This window comes from Sphingomonas sp. S2M10 (assembly GCF_012650175.1).
In the GTDB taxonomy this organism is placed as follows: Bacteria; Pseudomonadota; Alphaproteobacteria; order Sphingomonadales; family Sphingomonadaceae; genus Sphingomonas.
This window is the reverse complement of the sequence record NZ_JAAILI010000055.1, coordinates 187,474-201,654: the sequence shown is the minus strand read 5'-3', so window position 1 is coordinate 201,654 and position 14,181 is coordinate 187,474. Positions and strand designations below refer to the sequence as shown.

The 14,181-nt window shown below is 67.0% G+C and carries 16 protein-coding genes and 1 other RNA gene; 7 read left to right on the top strand and 10 right to left on the bottom strand.

Annotation, left to right across the window (positions count from 1 at the left end):
* Positions 1 to 888 (bottom strand): TPM domain-containing protein (locus S2M10_RS13725; RefSeq protein WP_168846550.1); only part of this gene is annotated, 888 nt, incomplete at its 3' end.
* A gap of 26 nt (positions 889 to 914) precedes the next feature.
* Positions 915 to 1,505, bottom strand: coding sequence for a LemA family protein (locus S2M10_RS13720; RefSeq protein WP_168846549.1), 591 nt, complete (start codon positions 1,503 to 1,505; stop codon positions 915 to 917).
* A 145-nt stretch (positions 1,506 to 1,650) separates the two neighbouring features.
* Here S2M10_RS13720 and mscL point away from each other — a divergent pair, with 145 nt between their 5' ends.
* Positions 1,651 to 2,109: a large conductance mechanosensitive channel protein MscL gene (gene mscL / locus S2M10_RS13715; RefSeq protein ID WP_168846548.1), complete on the top strand. Its 459-nt coding sequence runs from the start codon at positions 1,651 to 1,653 to the stop codon at positions 2,107 to 2,109.
* Positions 2,110 to 2,301: 192 nt separating this feature from the next.
* Here the strand turns inward: mscL and S2M10_RS13710 are convergent, their stop codons facing one another.
* The gene (locus S2M10_RS13710; RefSeq protein ID WP_126001195.1) at positions 2,302 to 2,733 is read right to left on the bottom strand and encodes an Rrf2 family transcriptional regulator; all 432 of its coding nucleotides are present in this window, start codon (positions 2,731 to 2,733) and stop codon (positions 2,302 to 2,304) included.
* A gap of 59 nt (positions 2,734 to 2,792) precedes the next feature.
* On the opposite strand from S2M10_RS13710, the gene ssrA reads away from it, so the two are divergent.
* Positions 2,793 to 3,139: a transfer-messenger RNA gene (gene ssrA / locus S2M10_RS13705) on the top strand.
* Positions 3,140 to 3,187: 48 nt separating this feature from the next.
* On the opposite strand, the gene S2M10_RS13700 is transcribed toward ssrA, so the two are convergent.
* Positions 3,188 to 4,339, bottom strand: a complete 1,152-nt coding sequence (locus S2M10_RS13700) for a glycosyltransferase family 1 protein (RefSeq protein ID WP_168846547.1) — start codon at positions 4,337 to 4,339, stop codon at positions 3,188 to 3,190.
* Between the two features lie 176 nt (positions 4,340 to 4,515).
* Between S2M10_RS13700 and S2M10_RS13695 the strand changes: the two genes are divergently transcribed.
* Positions 4,516 to 5,220 (top strand): fatty acid desaturase CarF family protein, encoded by a 705-nt coding sequence (locus S2M10_RS13695; protein WP_168846546.1) that lies wholly within the window; start codon positions 4,516 to 4,518, stop codon positions 5,218 to 5,220.
* A 21-nt stretch (positions 5,221 to 5,241) separates the two neighbouring features.
* On the opposite strand, the gene S2M10_RS13690 is transcribed toward S2M10_RS13695, so the two are convergent.
* The 5 genes from S2M10_RS13690 to mnmA all read right to left on the bottom strand — a co-directional run bounded on the left by S2M10_RS13690 (position 5,242) and on the right by mnmA (position 10,759).
* Positions 5,242 to 6,510 (bottom strand): capsular biosynthesis protein, encoded by a 1,269-nt coding sequence (locus S2M10_RS13690; RefSeq protein WP_168846545.1) that lies wholly within the window; start codon positions 6,508 to 6,510, stop codon positions 5,242 to 5,244.
* Positions 6,507 to 8,138, bottom strand: a complete 1,632-nt coding sequence (locus S2M10_RS13685) for a beta-3-deoxy-D-manno-oct-2-ulosonic acid transferase (protein ID WP_168846544.1) — start codon at positions 8,136 to 8,138, stop codon at positions 6,507 to 6,509. Before S2M10_RS13685 ends, S2M10_RS13690 begins: the two co-directional genes overlap by 4 nt.
* Complete coding sequence (locus S2M10_RS13680; RefSeq protein ID WP_168846543.1) at positions 8,138 to 8,347, bottom strand: hypothetical protein; 210 nt, start codon at positions 8,345 to 8,347, stop codon at positions 8,138 to 8,140. Before S2M10_RS13680 ends, S2M10_RS13685 begins: the two co-directional genes overlap by 1 nt.
* A 140-nt stretch (positions 8,348 to 8,487) precedes the next feature.
* Positions 8,488 to 9,501, bottom strand: a complete 1,014-nt coding sequence (locus S2M10_RS13675; RefSeq protein ID WP_168846542.1) for a phytanoyl-CoA dioxygenase family protein — start codon at positions 9,499 to 9,501, stop codon at positions 8,488 to 8,490.
* A 148-nt stretch (positions 9,502 to 9,649) separates the two neighbouring features.
* Positions 9,650 to 10,759 carry a tRNA 2-thiouridine(34) synthase MnmA gene (mnmA, locus tag S2M10_RS13670; RefSeq protein ID WP_168846541.1) on the bottom strand — a complete coding sequence of 370 codons (1,110 nt, stop codon included), beginning with the start codon at positions 10,757 to 10,759 and terminating at the stop codon, positions 9,650 to 9,652.
* A 155-nt stretch (positions 10,760 to 10,914) separates the two neighbouring features.
* Here mnmA and S2M10_RS13665 point away from each other — a divergent pair, with 155 nt between their 5' ends.
* From S2M10_RS13665 to S2M10_RS13655, 3 genes are all read left to right on the top strand, one after another.
* Entirely contained in the window at positions 10,915 to 11,142 is a 228-nt protein-coding gene (locus S2M10_RS13665; RefSeq protein ID WP_348770600.1) for a hypothetical protein, read from the top strand.
* 103 nt (positions 11,143 to 11,245) lie between these two features.
* Positions 11,246 to 11,545, top strand: a complete 300-nt coding sequence (locus S2M10_RS13660) for a DUF1153 domain-containing protein (RefSeq protein ID WP_066721323.1) — start codon at positions 11,246 to 11,248, stop codon at positions 11,543 to 11,545.
* 122 nt (positions 11,546 to 11,667) lie between these two features.
* Positions 11,668 to 11,925, top strand: a complete 258-nt coding sequence (locus S2M10_RS13655) for a GlsB/YeaQ/YmgE family stress response membrane protein (RefSeq protein ID WP_116467486.1) — start codon at positions 11,668 to 11,670, stop codon at positions 11,923 to 11,925.
* 66 nt (positions 11,926 to 11,991) lie between these two features.
* On the opposite strand, the gene S2M10_RS13650 is transcribed toward S2M10_RS13655, so the two are convergent.
* Positions 11,992 to 12,717 (bottom strand): SIMPL domain-containing protein, encoded by a 726-nt coding sequence (locus S2M10_RS13650; RefSeq protein ID WP_168846539.1) that lies wholly within the window; start codon positions 12,715 to 12,717, stop codon positions 11,992 to 11,994.
* Between the two features lie 271 nt (positions 12,718 to 12,988).
* On the opposite strand from S2M10_RS13650, the gene S2M10_RS13645 reads away from it, so the two are divergent.
* Positions 12,989 to 14,170 (top strand): efflux RND transporter periplasmic adaptor subunit, encoded by a 1,182-nt coding sequence (locus tag S2M10_RS13645; protein WP_168846538.1) that lies wholly within the window; start codon positions 12,989 to 12,991, stop codon positions 14,168 to 14,170.
* Positions 14,171 to 14,181: the final 11 nt, after the last annotated feature.

Below are 14,181 nucleotides of genomic sequence, written 5' to 3'. Positions count from 1 at the left end.
TAGAGCTCGATCAGCCGATCGGGAAGCTCGTTCACGTCGTCCGCGGCGCGCGGGAAATGTTCGGCCAGCACGGCGCCGATCTGAGCCACCGCCGCCGCCCCAGCCGCCGCCATGGTCATCGTCATCGTCGCGGTGGCTTGCCGCGCGGCCGATCTCGTTGGCGATGGTCCACAGCACGATCGGCAGCATGCCGCTGTCATGATCGCGTCCGCGATAGGCCTGTCCGCCCCAGGGGCCGGGCCGCCGCTGCCCGCCGAAGCGCGCGAGCATCGGCACGAGAATGACGACCAGGAGAATGAACCAGAAGAGCAGCCCGATCGGCAGCCCGCCGCCCTGCCGCTTGCGCGCGGAGGACTTGGTCGCCGCGTCCTGCGCCGCCTTGGCCTTCTGCTCGGCAGTCTCGAGCGGCTGCTTCATCTGCTCGCCGATCGCCTGCGCGCCGGCGACGATGCCGCCCGCCATGTCGCCCGCCTTGAACTTCGGCACGATGACGTTGCGGATGATCTGGTTCGACAGCGCGTCGGTCATGATCGGTTCGAGGCCATAGCCGACCTCGATCCGCACCTTGCGCTCGTTGGGCGCGACGATCAGGACGATACCGTTGTTCGCGTCCTTCTGCCCGATCCCCCAGGCACGGCCGAGCTGATAGCCGTAATCGGCGATGTCATAGCCCTGCAGGTCCGGGATCGTCGCGACGACGAGTTGGCGGCTGGACGCCTGCTCCACTTCCGTCGAAAGCTGGGTGAGCTGCGCGACTTGTGCGGGCGAGAGCAGGTGGGCGTCGTCGACCACCCGGCCGGTCAGCTTGGGGAAGGTCGGGTCGGCCAGCGCGCTCGTCGCCCCGGCCAGCAGGGCGACGAGCAGCACCAGGAAACGCAGCACACGCATCAGCGACGCTCCGGGGGCGGGACGGATCAGTTGCCGTTCCCGAAGTTCACCGTGGGTGCCACGTCCGCACCCGCCTTGGCCTGGAAGGGCGTCATCGGCTTGGCGCCGTAGAAGATCTTAGCGCCCACCGCGTCGGGGAAGGTGCGGATGCGGGTGTTATAGGCCTGCACCGCCTGGTTATAGTCGCGGATCGAGATGGCGATGCGGTTCTCGGTGCCTTCGAGCTGGCTCATCAGCGTGGTGAAATTGCCCTGGCTCTTCAGGTCCGGATAGGCCTCGACGGTGGCGAGCAGGCGCGACAGCGAGCCACCCAGCTGCTGCTGCGCCTGCTGGAACTGCTGGACCTTGCCGGCATCGGTCAGGTCGTTGGCGGTGACCTGCACCGAGGTCGCCTTGGCGCGCGCGTTCATCACGTCGGTCAAGATCTTGCCTTCGGACGCGGCGGAACCCTTCACCGTCGCGACCAGATTCGGCACCAGATCGGCGCGGCGCTGATACTGGACCTGCACGTCCGCCCACTTGTTCTTGGCATTCTCCTCGGCGGTCGGCACGCTGTTGAGCCCGCAGGCCGAGAGCGACAGGGCTGCGATCGGCACGAGTGCGGTACGAAACTTCATGGGGAAGCAACCTCCAAATCCCATCAACGGGGTGTCTTATACGACGCCTACACCCGGGTACGGAAGCGAAATCGGCGCTCGGGGGTTGGCCTGGGCGCGCGACTTGGGCAAGGTCGCGACGCCTTCGCAACGGGAGAGATGGCGGATGTTGAAGGAATTCAGGGCGTTCATCGCGCGCGGCAACGTGCTCGATCTCGCGGTCGGCGTGATCATCGGCGCGGCGTTCGGCACCATCACCAAATCGCTGACCGACGACATGATCATGCCGCTGGTCGGCTGGATCTTCGGCGGGGTGGATTTCTCGGGCTATTTCCTTCGGCTTGGGCCGATCCCGCCCAGCTATGCCGGCTCGCCCTCCAACTATGCCGCACTGAAGGCGGCAGGGGTGCCGCTGATCGGCTTCGGCCAGTTCATCACCGTGGTAATCAACTTCCTGATCCTGGCCTTCATCGTCTTCCTGCTGGTGCGCACGGTGAACAAGGTGATCGCCGCCGCCGAGCGCGACAAGGCCAGCGGCGATGCGCCGCCCGCCGCCGATCCGGCCGATGTGGTGCTGCTGCGCGAGATCCGCGACGAGCTGAAGAAGCGCAACGCGGGGGTTTGAGGGCCTGGCTGGACCTCGCCCTCAAGTTCGTCATCCCCGCGCAGGTGGGGATCCATTGGCGCTGAAGCGGCGGTTCTTTCCCCAAGCGCACAGGCGAATGGATCCCCGCCTGCGCGGGGATGACGATGGTTGTTGGGGATGCGCATTCGATCCTTCGGCGGCGGTTGCGCCGCAGGCGATGCACCAGCAGACTTACGCCGCCGCCAGCTCCTCCGCGGCGGCATCGGCCAGGCTGGTGCCGTCGAGGATGCGTGCGGTTTCGTCCCGCACCCGGGCCATCGCGCGACGGATCGCGCAGGCGGCCTCGTCCTTGCAGTCGTTGCACGGGCGATAGGCGGTGCGGCTGACGCAGGGGACCAGCGCCAGCGGTCCCTCGATCACGCGGATGATCTCGCCCAGCGAGATCAGGTGCGCAGGCCGCGCCAGGCGATAGCCCCCCATCTTGCCGCGGGTGGAGACGAGGAAGCTCGCCTCGCGCAGATCGGCGAGGATCAGCTCGAGGAACTTGCGCGGTACGTTCGCTTCCGTCGCGATGCGGTTCATCGGCACGGGGGCGCCGGCGATCGGCTGTTCGGCCAGGAAGAGCATTGCGCGGAGCGCGTAGCGGGAACGCTGCGTCAACATGATGCACTCTCCATGCCAACCGAATGGGGCGGTGTGAAGGCGCTTAATCCTTGCAACCTGACCTTTTCATTAAGCGCGAAGACCCTATATAGGGTCTTGCCGGGTTCGCCCGGCTATGGCGATAAACAATGGCGTATAATAGATGCAGCGGACCCGGGGGCAGTACCCGGCGGCTCCACCATAACCGGTGGTGTATCTGGACACCGTTTCTGACGGGGCCGAACCAGGATCGACGTGTATTGAAAGGCGCTGTCTTCGCTCGGAATGGGACCACCGCAACGGCCCATTACACAAGTGCCAACGATAACGAAGCACTCGCTATTGCGGCGTAACCTCACGGCCTAACGGCCTAAGGTTATTCTAAAATGCGCGGTCGGGCCACACCGGGCAACAGAAGTGGATTCCAGCGGCCGCCAGGGGGGCCGGGCAACAGAACCCCCTGGACCTTCCCCTATCAGAGGCCGTCGAGCCACGGCTCCACGGCAGCGAAATGCGCCTCCCAGCTGGGCATCACATAGCCCTGGACGCGCGCGAGCTGCGCCTGGCGGACCTCGCCTTCCTGCAGATGGTGCGCGATCGCGGCAAGCCAGGTCGCGCCGTCCAGCGGGTCGCAATAGATCGGCAGATCGCCGGCGAGTTCGCGGAACACCGGCAGGTCGCTCGCCACGACCGGCGTGCCGACGCCGAGCGCCTCCACCACCGGCAGGCCATAGCCCTCCGCAAAGCTGGGCATCAGCAGCGCGCGCGCGCCGCGCAGATAGCCGGCGAGCGCGGTGTCCGCGCAGTCTTCGATCACCTGGACGTGGCCGGCGAGCATCGGCAGCCGATCGAGCATCGCCAACGCCGTCTGCGCCTCCCATCCGCGCTGGCCGATGATGATCAGTTTCGGGCAGGCGGCGGGATTGTGGCTGATCAGCCGGCGCCAGAGCTGAAGCAGCAGGACGTGGTTCTTACGCCCCTCGATCGTACCCAGCGTCACGAAATAGGGGCGGTCGAGCGCGATCGGCGGTGAGTCGGCGGGCAGCGGATGGCCGCCGAGCAGCGCGGGCAGCATCGGCGGACAGGGCTTGCCTTCGGCGGCGGCAAAGGCGGCGAAATCGTCGAGCGTCGCCTGCGAATTGCCGATGATGCCCGTGGCGCTTCCCAGTGCGTTGGCCATGCGCCGATGGTGTCGGATATCCTCGCCCACCCGGCAGAATTCAGGATGAGTGAGCGGGATCAGGTCGTGGATCAGATAGACCGGCCGCACCTGCGCGCGCGCCGCCCAGGCGACAAGGCCGGTCGCATCGAGGCCGGTATGCCCGACATTGAGGTAGAGGCGATCAAGCCCGGGCTGGCCGCCGCGCTGGGAGACGATGGCGCGCATCGCCAGCCGCGGTGCGCGGGTGCGGAACTGCGGCCCTCCCTCGCGGATCAGGCGGAAGATCGCATCGGACAGGGCCGGAGTGAGGATCTGGCGCAGATTGCCGCGCTGGATCACCGCCTGCGCACGATCGGCGAAACGATCGACATAGGCCAGGCATACCCGGTCAATCCCGGTAGGCAGCCGCCCCGTCCAGGTGCGCCAGATCAGCCGGCTGATGTCGATGAGAAGATCGCGCTGCATGCTTGTCGGCACTCAGTCCGCCGGCCGCGATGAAAATATTGCAGGAGCATGCGTGATCACGATGCCGTGTCGCTTGCGCCCGCGATCCCGACAAATCAAGCCGTTGATGCACGACAAAGCAATAGGTAGGACGCGCGCTAGCACCCGGCCGATGGCCGGAGACAAGTGAGATAGCGATGGCTCGACAGATTCTGATGCCGCTGTTCCTCGCATCGCTCGCAGCCAATCTGGTCGCGGCGCTGCTGGACCCCAGTTGGTGGGCAATTCCCGCCCTGCTGGCCGGCTGGTATGCCGCAGATCTCGCCTCGGGCCTGGTCCACATGTACATGGACTACCGCCCGACACCCGCGGGCAAGGGGCTGGACGCACTCTATTTCTATCCCGGCTCACGCGAGTCCGAGCACTACAAGACGCTGTGGCGAGAGCGCATGGCGAAGGTGGGCCCGCTCGATCGCCTGGTGTACGACTTCAAAAATCATCATCCGCGCCCGGACGCGCTCGGTCGCCGCGATCTGTGGCGCCTGATCGGCAGCACGGTGATCCTGGCAGCGCTGCCCTTGTCGGTGGCGCTCAACGTCCTGGCCTTCACCGGGCTGGTGCCCGGCTGGGCCGCGGCGGGCGGTGTGGCGCTGCTGGTGGGGGGAGCGTTCGCGCAATATTTCCACGGCTCGCTCCACCGCGTCCACAATCCCTGGATCGTCGTGGCGATGCGCCGGGTGGGGCTGCTCATGACCCCGGCAGCGCACCAGCTGCATCATGATACCCTGCAGCGCGATTTTGCGACCAATTGCGGCTGGTCCAACCCGTTGGTGAACCGCATCTTCCGCGTCGGGCGGCGGCGCGGCTGGTTCGACGATGCCGGACTCGAGCCTACCGCCTGATTGGCGCGCGCACCGCCGAGGCTAGCCCTGCACGCCGTGGAAGAACAGGGCGGGCTCGCGGATGCTGGCGACCGGTGCCGGCGCGTTGCCGAGCAGCCGCTCGATGCTGTTGGCGATCAGCGTCTGGGTCGCCGATTGGCTGGCCAGGCCGCCGCGAACCAGGCAATGGGCATGCAGCACCCGGCGGAACGCGTCGTACAAGGCCATGTCCGGTGCCTGCGGTGCTTCCCAGAAACGGTCTAGATGCCCCTGGTGGGTAACGCCGGGCACGTCGTAGATTGCGTCGCCCAGCACGATCACCGGTTTGCCCGCAGACAGCGCCAGCGTGCCGGACGTACTGTTGACGCACACCATGCCCTGCGCTTCTCGGGCCAGCCGCGCGAGGTCGCCCCCTTCCAGATGGTGTACGCGGTCGGCGATGCCGAGCGCCTTGGCACGCTTCTGCAGGAAGGTCCGCCAGTTGTGGAAGCCGCAATCGAGCGGGTGTTCCTTGACCAGCAGATGTGCATCGGCAGGTGCGCAGTGGGCGAAGCTGTCGAGCACATAGTCCGCCGCGGTCATCATCGAGCCGAACGGCGAATGCTCGCGGATCTGGTAGTCGCCGGTCAGTTGCAGCGGGAAGAGGAAATGCGGCTTGTCGGCTATGGCGGCGAGCGTCGCCCGGGCCTGGCGTGCGCGCCGCCGGCTGAGCGCGAACTTGCGGATCCAGCCCAGTCCTTCGACGATGATCACGCCCTTGCGGTGCGAGCGGTAAAAGGGAAATCGCACGATGCCGGTGACGACACGGTGATAATACCAGTAGGAGTCGCGCGCGCGCCGTCCGAAGCTGGCGGTTATCGGCGGCAGATCCGGCAGCGGCGGCAGGTCCCGCGCCCGCTCGATGATGGAGGCGGGGTCGCGATCGAGCGTCGAGTGGCCGTTCACGCCGTCCGGCTCCAGCGTCATCCAGTCAGGCCGGATATAGCCTTCCTCGAAAACGTGGATCGCCACGCCGCGCAGCTTGGCAAGGCGGTGCGCGGCCAGATGCATCGGGCGGCAATCGCCGTACAGCACGAGATCGGTGATGTCGTGTTCGCGCACAAAGCGATCGAAAAAGATCGGCCACGCATCAAGGCGGCCGCGATAGTCGACGCTGCCTTCCGGCCAGTCATAGCGATCGCCGCCGTTCAGGTTGATGCGATGTACCGCGGAGCCGCGTGCCTGAAGTTCCCGGCTCAATTGCCAGAAGAACGGCCCGGGCGGCCCCTGAAGGAACAGGAAGGATCGCCGTAATGGTCGCACATGCTTCATCGGCCGGTCCTCTTGCGCGCGAGACTGCGTCTAGCCTTGCCTTGCAGCATACGCAATCGTTCCAGTAATGTTGGCGTCGTGGCGACGTCGGCAATCATCCGGTCGACGAGCACTTCGGCAGGGCACGGCAGCCGGGTGACGGGATCAAGATAGCGCGGGTAGAGGATCAGCACCGCGGCCACCAGCTCGGCAAGGCTGCGGCGGGCGGTGCGCCGGTCGGGAACCGCGCCGAGATCATCCGTGAGCCCCCAGCCGGCATAGAAGGGCACCCCGTGGGTGACGACCTGCTTGCCGCGCAGCAACGCCTCGAACCCCGCGAGCGAGGTGAGGACGTGCAGCGCATCGACCATGTCGAGCAGAGCGGAAATGGGCCGGGTGCGCTCGATATGGTCGGCATGGGCGAGCGCCACGGCATCGTCGATCGCGCCCTTGCGATGCCCCGCCTCGACATCGGGATGCGGCTTATAGATCAGATAGGCGTCGGGCTCCGCCGCGCGGGCGGCGACCAGCAGGTCCAGATTGGTCCTGCCGCCGGCGCCGCATTGGACCGAGCGATCGTCTTCGACCTGACCGGTCACCAGCACGTGGCGGCGCGCGCCTGCCGGCCGCGCCAGCGCCGCGCCGCCGCGCCCATATTTGCTGAGCCCTTCGCGGACGATGCGAGATACCAGCGCCTCTGCCCGCGCGAGTACCGAGGGCGCAAAGCCGCCCTGCTCGATCAGCATTTCCAGGTCGCTGGGTTGGGCGGGATCGAAATGCACGCCGCGGCGATCGACCGTGATCGACAGCGGCGGCACGCAATTTGCGCCGAGGCCGACCGAGCGGACGAAACCGTCCTCGATCTCGCCGACCGACCTTCCGTCCGCCGCGAGCCGCCGAAGCACCGCCGGCGGCACCCGCGATCGCCACAGCAGCGTCGTGCCGTCATCTGCGCTGCCCGCCCGATAACGGGGGCCGCTGCCGCCGTTCCACAGCAGCGCCTCCATGGTTTCGCGTTTCCACCCCGCCACGCCGAGAACCTGCGTCACGTCGCGATTGCCGTCGATCAGGTCGCGCCAGCTGGCCAGAAGCGCGAGCATCGCGGTGATCGTCGCAGGGGTGCCGGTGAACGGGTCGCGATATTCTTTCCCGGCGAGCAGTTCTTCTGCGACGACATGTTCGAGCGCGGCGGCGTCCGCGCCCTCGGCCAGCGTCGCGAATCGGCCGCTGCCGAATAGTCGCAATGGGCGGCCTAGCAGCGCCGCGACCAAGGCGATCTCGTCATCGGCATCGGCGAAGATGGTGCTGCAGCGGGCGGCCAGCCACCAGGGATCGACAGGGCCGATCCGGGGCATGTCTCGCGACGAGGCTACGCCTAGGACGATCCCGCGCGCCGCCGCATCGGCCGGAGCGGCAGCGCGCATCGCCCGCAGCTGCGCGGTCGAGGCAGGCGCGAACAGAAGGTCCCGCGACGCGGGGAGCGCCGGCTGCGCCTGCCAGAACCCGCCGCCCACCTGCGACTCCCGCAAATGGGCGATGACTGCGGCAGGATCGGCCGCGGTGCTGCCCCCATGCGCCCAGGCAAGCGGTGTGCGGCGCGCCCGCGGGAAGGGCGGTACGCGCAGAAAGTCTGGTCGTGCCCGCGCCATCAGGCGATTCCGCGGGCGGCTAGTATCGCTACAAAGGGGGGGCGCTCCGCCGGACCCTTGTATCCGACCCGGTCTTGGTCTGTCGGATCGAGCGTGATTTCGTCGACGGCGCTCCCGTCTTCGGGCAAGCGCAGCGGCTCAAGCCTGTCGATCCACACGCCTTTCGCGTCGTGATCGATGGTCATGGCCTGTACGTAATCGACTTCCATGCACGTCCCCCGGCGATCTTCTTGCGGCGGCAGAGATGCGGTCAGCATCCATATCCGCAAGTCGATCACGCACTTTCAATCACGCGCTTGCGCGTCTTGCATTCGGATCGCCCTGACGCAAGAGCCGCCCCCCCCGGAGATCAGTCATCGAGCACCAGCTTGTTGCCGCTGGGTTTCCATGGTTGCCCGGCCCAGCTCTGGAAGCGGTCGCGGATGCGCCACATCGCGTCGATGCGCCGTTCGGCGATGCCGGGGATGCTCAGCAGGTCCGCACCCGCCCAGGGAAGAAACGGATTGCGTCGGCTGAACGACCAAAGCTCCAGCCGGCGGCTCGGCCGGGTCGCCGCGACACGCGCATGGAATCCGCAGGTATCGGCCACCACCAAGGTGTTGGCCGGTACGGGGAAGCGCTGCGGCTGAGGCAGTCCCAGCCCGGCCAGCTCCTCGTTGCGGACCCGCAAGGATCCGCGCGCGGACAGGAAGTCCTCGCTCCTTCCCGCGGTCAGGCTGCGCGCCTGTTCCCAGGCGAGTCGGGCGGGCGTCAGCCGATGCGATCCGGGGACATAGGAGAACGGGCCGTCCGCCTCCTCCACGTCATTGAGGAAGAACCAGGCCTTCAGCGTCGGATGGAAGGTGTCGGCATGGAGGTTGGTCTGCGGGTCGGGGTCCGGGACGCCGCTGTCGGTCAGGATCGTCTGGACATAATGGAGCGGCTCGCTGCGGAAGCTGCCGACATAGCGGCACAATGCCCGGAAGCGCTGGTCGCGCAGCAGGATCCGCGCCGCCGGCACGGTGCGCAGGAAATCGGGCCCGATCGCGATGCGCCGCGTGATCGTGTTGCCCTGGCGCATCTCGCGCGTATCGAAGCGCTGGCCCAGCACGGTGTCGCGCAGCGACGCGAACAGCGCCTTCGGCAGAAAGTCACGGACGATGACAAAGCCGTCGCGATCGAACGCTTCGCGATCGGCGGCAAGCAGCCCGGTCGTCAGGCGGGCGCGGCGCGCCCAGGCGAGGCGATGCGCCAAATGTGCGCGAGCGGCGTGCAGGCCCAAGGCGTTGAGACGTTGCGACCCGATCAGAGGATTATCGCGAAACGACTTGGCGCCGGTGGCAAGTTGGGCAACCCACCAGGGGGCCGCCAGCATCGAAGGCATGCAAGATCTCACCTGAACACAACAGAATTGAAATGCATCCCGTTGGGGCATCGCAATTGTTCCTTCGTTCCGCCAAAAAGCGGTACAGGTCAAGCAACAGGTCTTGGGTTTCGGGTGGATCGTCTGGAAAAGCGCTCTACTAGGCGCGTCATGCCGCCAAGGCGATAGCCCGCTCGGTCGCGGCGATCCAGCCGCCGCCCAGCACCCGATCGCCCGCATAGAGCACCGCGGCCTGCCCCGGGGCAACACCATATTCGGGCATCTCGAACACCACACGATCGCCTTCCATGCGCGCGGGCACCGGCTTGGCGAGGCTGCGGACCTTCGCGGTCATCGGGCCGCGATAGTCTCCAGCCAGCCAGTTGATGCCTTCCAGCCGGGCCGCGCCCACTGCCAGCGCGCGGCGGGGCCCCACCACCACGCGCCTCGTTTCGGGCTCGAGCCGTAGCACATAATAGGGCTCGGGCGCGCCGCCGATCTCGAGCCCGCGGCGCTGGCCGACGGTGAAGTGGATAAGGCCGCGATGCTCGCCCAGCTTGACGCCGTTCTCGTCGACGATCTCGCCGCCGGCCTCTGCTTCTGGACGCAGCTTCTTCACCAGCGTGGCATAGTCGCCGTCGGGGACGAAGCAGATGTCCTGGCTGTCGGGCTTGCCGGCGACGCCCAGCCCCAATTCGGCGGCGAGCGCGCGCACCTCGGGCTTGGGCAGACCGCCCAGCGGGAAGCGCAGATAGTCGAGCTGGTCCTGCGTCGTCGCGAACAGGAAATAGCTCTGGTCGCGTGCCGGATCGGCGGCGCGGTGCAACTCGGCGCCCTGCGTACCCGCCACCCGGCGCACATAATGGCCGGTGGCGAGGCAATCGGCGCCCAGATCACGCGCGAGCGCGAACAGATCGGTGAATTTTGGCCCCATGTTGCACTTCACGCAGGGGATGGGCGTGCGCCCTGCCAGATACTCGTCGGCGAAATCGTCGATCACCTGTGTCTGGAAGCTGCTGGCATGGTCGAAGACGTAGTGCGCGATGCCGAGCTTGTCGCACACCGCGCGGGCATCGCGGATGTCGCGGCCCGCGCAGCAGCTGCCGGCGCGGCCCACCGCCTCGCCATGATCGTAGAGCTGGAGCGTGATGCCGATCGTCTCCGCACCGCTGCGCGCGGCGAGTGCGGCAACGACGGAGGAATCGACGCCGCCGGACATGGCGACGACGATGCGCCGCGCGGAAAGCGGCTCGGACAGCTGGAAATCGCCGGGGTTCATGGCCGCCCAGATAGGGCAGACCCGCTCCGGATGCCACCCGGGGCGGTGGAAACCTGCCAGACATGGAAGTTAAGCCCAGGTTTGCGGCGCCTTTACGGCCCTTTCAGCACTGCCGGCTTATACTGCGTGCTCGAAAGACGACTGGAAACGCATTGGTGGACCTGAGTTTTGCCCATCCGAACCGCGACCTGGGCACCGTGATGCTCCCGACGGGGCTGGCGGTGCTGATGGCGATGGTGACGAGCCGGCAGGCCGCCAGCCCCACCGCGCGGATCCAGACCCGGCTTTCGATGCCGCTTCCCGTGGCAGCGCTGCTCGCGCCGGCCGATGGCTGTTTCCATCGCGCCGCCGCAACCGCGCTTCACCGGTGGGGAGAGGCGTGAAGCGCACGTTTACCTTGCCATTTTAGCCGATGTTCAAGGCGGGCGGGTACAAGTCGTTTCACGGTTGCGTAACAGGGGCGGCCGGCCCCGATGAGGTTGGTAGATGATTGAGAACCAGAAGATCCGTCCTGCGAAGGTGATCGGTCCGCTCGGCGAGCCGCTGACCCTGGACTCGCTGCCGCCGCCGAACACCACCCGCTGGGTCGTGCGGCGCAAAGCCGAGGTCGTGGCTGCCGTCAACGGCGGGCTGCTGACCGTGGATGAGGTGTGTGATCGCTACGGCCTCACCGTCGAGGAGTTCGCCGGCTGGCAGCGCGCGATCGATCGATCCGGCATGCCCGGGCTGCGCGTCACCCGCATCCAGCATTATCGGTCGCTCTACGAGCGCCAGCAGAAATTCTGATTTTTCGTTTCGGGAACCAAAAGTTCCCTTGACAACGCAAAATATCGCGTCGGAACCAAACGGACCATTCACGGATTTTCCTTTGCGTCGCCCGGGTCGCCGGGCAAGTTAAGGAGGGACCAATGGTAGGCTTTATCGTTTGGCTCGTCATCGGCGGCGTCGTCGGCTGGCTTGCGAGCATCATCATGCGCACCGATGCCCAGCAGGGCATCTTCCTCAACATCGTCGTCGGCATCGTCGGCGCCTTTATCGGCGGTCTGCTGTTCGGCGGCAACATCAACAGCGGCGTGATCACTCCGATGACCTTCCTGGTCTCGCTGGTGGGTGCGGTCATCCTGCTGGCGATCGTGAACCTGGTACGTCGTGGCGCGGTGCGTTAACGCCTGCCATGATTATAGAATAAAAAGGGCCGCCCCTATCGGGGCGGCCCTTTTTTCATGTCCGGTTCATTTCAGCAGAAAACGGACCGAAACGCTGGCGGTGACCTTCTGCTCGCCCGGTACGATCGCCGTGTCCGCTTCCGCCATCATCGCCTTGCCCCGCATCAGCATCGGCACCGGCTGTGGCAGCGGCGCGCTGCCGCTTTCCGAGATGGCCAGGATGCGGTCCACCTTGAGCCCCGCCGCCTGGGCATAGAGCGTCGCCCGTGCCCGGGCCTTGGCGATCGCGCCGCGCCGCGCCTCGTCCAGCGCGCCCTCCTCGTCGGCCAGCATCAGATTGGGACCGGCGATATTGTTGGCCCCCTGCGCGACCAGCGCGTCGAGGATGATCCCGCTTTTCGCGACGTCGCGGAACCGGACGGTCAGCTGGTTTGAGGCCTGGTAGCCGGTAATCACCGGCGGCTTGTTCTCCTGATAGCGATATTGCGGCGCGAGGTTGACCGCGCTGGTCTGCAGGTCCCGCTCGGCAATGCCCGCCTTGCGCAGCGCGCCGAGCACCGCCGTCATCCGCGCGGCATTCTGCTGCATCGCTTCCCCGGCGGTCGTCGCAGTGGTGACGACACCGGCCTGGATCAGCGCAAGATCCGGCACGCGCGTGCTCGTTCCCTCGGCCACGATGTCGAGCACGGTGCCGTCTGCCGGAATCGGCTGAGCGACGGCCTGTACCTGGGCGAGGGCCTGGGGCGAGGCGATCAGCGCCAGCATCGCCGCGAGCGGCAGGGTACGGATCATGGGGACGTTCCTCCTGTGAAATTCGTCGTTTCGATGCGCCGGCTTGTCGACGCCTGCAAACGAACGCAGGCTGAACGAGCCGATTGCGACAATCGATTGGCAATACTTGCCGGCGGCTCCAGGGTCGCCACTTTTTCTTTGGTGTCACTTGCGCGCGCGCATGCAACCGGGCATTCCGCCGCGCGTTGCCAAACCGGCCTTGTGGCGGGTGATATATTCATATAATACAGTGCGACCTGGGACGTGCACGCGTCCCGAACGAGGTGGGCGCATGAATTACGAGGCAGGGATGTTGGATCGGCAGGAGCAGCTCGGTTTCGAGGGGGAGCCGGGGCGTCGTGGGCGGCGGTGGCTGTGGATTGGCCTCGGCGCGTTCGTGCTGGTCGTGATCGCCGCCTTCCTGGTGATGGGGCGGCCCGCCACGAAGCCGCTTCCCGCCGCCAAGGGCCAGAAGGCCCAGGGCCAGCTGCTGACCGTCACCGTCTCGGCCCCGGGCCAGCAGACCGTCTCGACGATCGTCACCGGCACCGGCAGCCTGGCCGCCAAGCGCGAGATGCCGGTCGGCGTCGCCGGCGAGGGCGGCCTCGTCACCCGGGTGCTGGTGGACGCCGGCAGCTGGGTGCGCAAGGGCCAGGTGCTCGCAATGGTCGACCGCTCGGTGCAGGCGCAGACCGCCGAGTCGCTCGCCGCGCAGATCCGCGTGGCCGAGGCTGAGGCCAAGCTCGCCCAGGCCAATCTGGAGCGTGCGCAGCAGCTGGTGGGCAACGGCTTCATCTCCCGCGCCGACATCGATCAGCGGACCGCGACCCGCGACCAGGCGCTTGCCCGCGTCCGCGTCGCCAAGGCGCAGCTCGCCGAAACTCAGGCGCGCAACCGCCGGCTGGACATCCGCGCGCCGGAGGCGGGCCTGGTGCTCGCCCGTCAGATCGAACCGGGCCAGATCGTCAGCTCCGCCTCGGGCACGCTGTTCCGCATGGCGATGAACGGCCAGTTCGAGCTGCGCACCCAGCTGTCCGAATCCGATGTGCAGAAGCTGCACGTCGGCGCGCCGGCGGAGGTCACTCCCGTGGGCACGCAGACCAGCTTCAAGGGCGAGGTGTGGCAGGTCTCGCCGGTGATCGACCCGACCAGCCGGCTCGGCATCGCCCGCATTGCGCTGCCCTACAATCCGGCGCTGCGTCCGGGGGGCTTTGCCAGCGCGCGGATCGTCGCGGGGGCGGTTACCTCGGTGATCCTGCCCCAGTCGGCGGTGCAGAGCGACCAGCAGGGCACGTATGTCTACATCCTCAACGACAAGAACGAGGCAGTGCGTCGCGACGTGAAGACCGGCGACGTCTCCGACCAGGGGGTGCGGATCACCAGCGGCCTGAGCGGCACCGAGCGTGTGGTGATGACCGCGGGCGCGTTCCTCAACCCCGGCCAGAAGGTCATACCCCAGCTCCAGAAGAAATAAGGGATCGGCGC

Excerpts from the sequence above, each read along its gene's own strand:
- S2M10_RS13720 (WP_168846549.1), bottom strand. The coding sequence starts at position 1,505 with ATGAAGTTTCGTACCGCACTCGTGCCGATCGCAGCCCTGTCGCTCTCG.
- mscL (WP_168846548.1), top strand. The coding sequence starts at position 1,651 with ATGTTGAAGGAATTCAGGGCGTTCATCGCGCGCGGCAACGTGCTCGAT.
- S2M10_RS13710 (WP_126001195.1), bottom strand. The coding sequence starts at position 2,733 with ATGTTGACGCAGCGTTCCCGCTACGCGCTCCGCGCAATGCTCTTCCTG.
- S2M10_RS13700 (WP_168846547.1), bottom strand. The coding sequence starts at position 4,339 with ATGCAGCGCGATCTTCTCATCGACATCAGCCGGCTGATCTGGCGCACC.
- S2M10_RS13695 (WP_168846546.1), top strand. The coding sequence starts at position 4,516 with ATGGCTCGACAGATTCTGATGCCGCTGTTCCTCGCATCGCTCGCAGCC.
- S2M10_RS13690 (WP_168846545.1), bottom strand. The coding sequence starts at position 6,510 with ATGAAGCATGTGCGACCATTACGGCGATCCTTCCTGTTCCTTCAGGGG.
- S2M10_RS13685 (WP_168846544.1), bottom strand. The coding sequence starts at position 8,138 with ATGGCGCGGGCACGACCAGACTTTCTGCGCGTACCGCCCTTCCCGCGG.
- S2M10_RS13680 (WP_168846543.1), bottom strand. The coding sequence starts at position 8,347 with ATGGAAGTCGATTACGTACAGGCCATGACCATCGATCACGACGCGAAA.
- S2M10_RS13675 (WP_168846542.1), bottom strand. The coding sequence starts at position 9,501 with ATGCCTTCGATGCTGGCGGCCCCCTGGTGGGTTGCCCAACTTGCCACC.
- mnmA (WP_168846541.1), bottom strand. The coding sequence starts at position 10,759 with ATGAACCCCGGCGATTTCCAGCTGTCCGAGCCGCTTTCCGCGCGGCGC.
- S2M10_RS13660 (WP_066721323.1), top strand. The coding sequence starts at position 11,246 with ATGATTGAGAACCAGAAGATCCGTCCTGCGAAGGTGATCGGTCCGCTC.
- S2M10_RS13655 (WP_116467486.1), top strand. The coding sequence starts at position 11,668 with ATGGTAGGCTTTATCGTTTGGCTCGTCATCGGCGGCGTCGTCGGCTGG.
- S2M10_RS13650 (WP_168846539.1), bottom strand. The coding sequence starts at position 12,717 with ATGATCCGTACCCTGCCGCTCGCGGCGATGCTGGCGCTGATCGCCTCG.
- S2M10_RS13645 (WP_168846538.1), top strand. The coding sequence starts at position 12,989 with ATGAATTACGAGGCAGGGATGTTGGATCGGCAGGAGCAGCTCGGTTTC.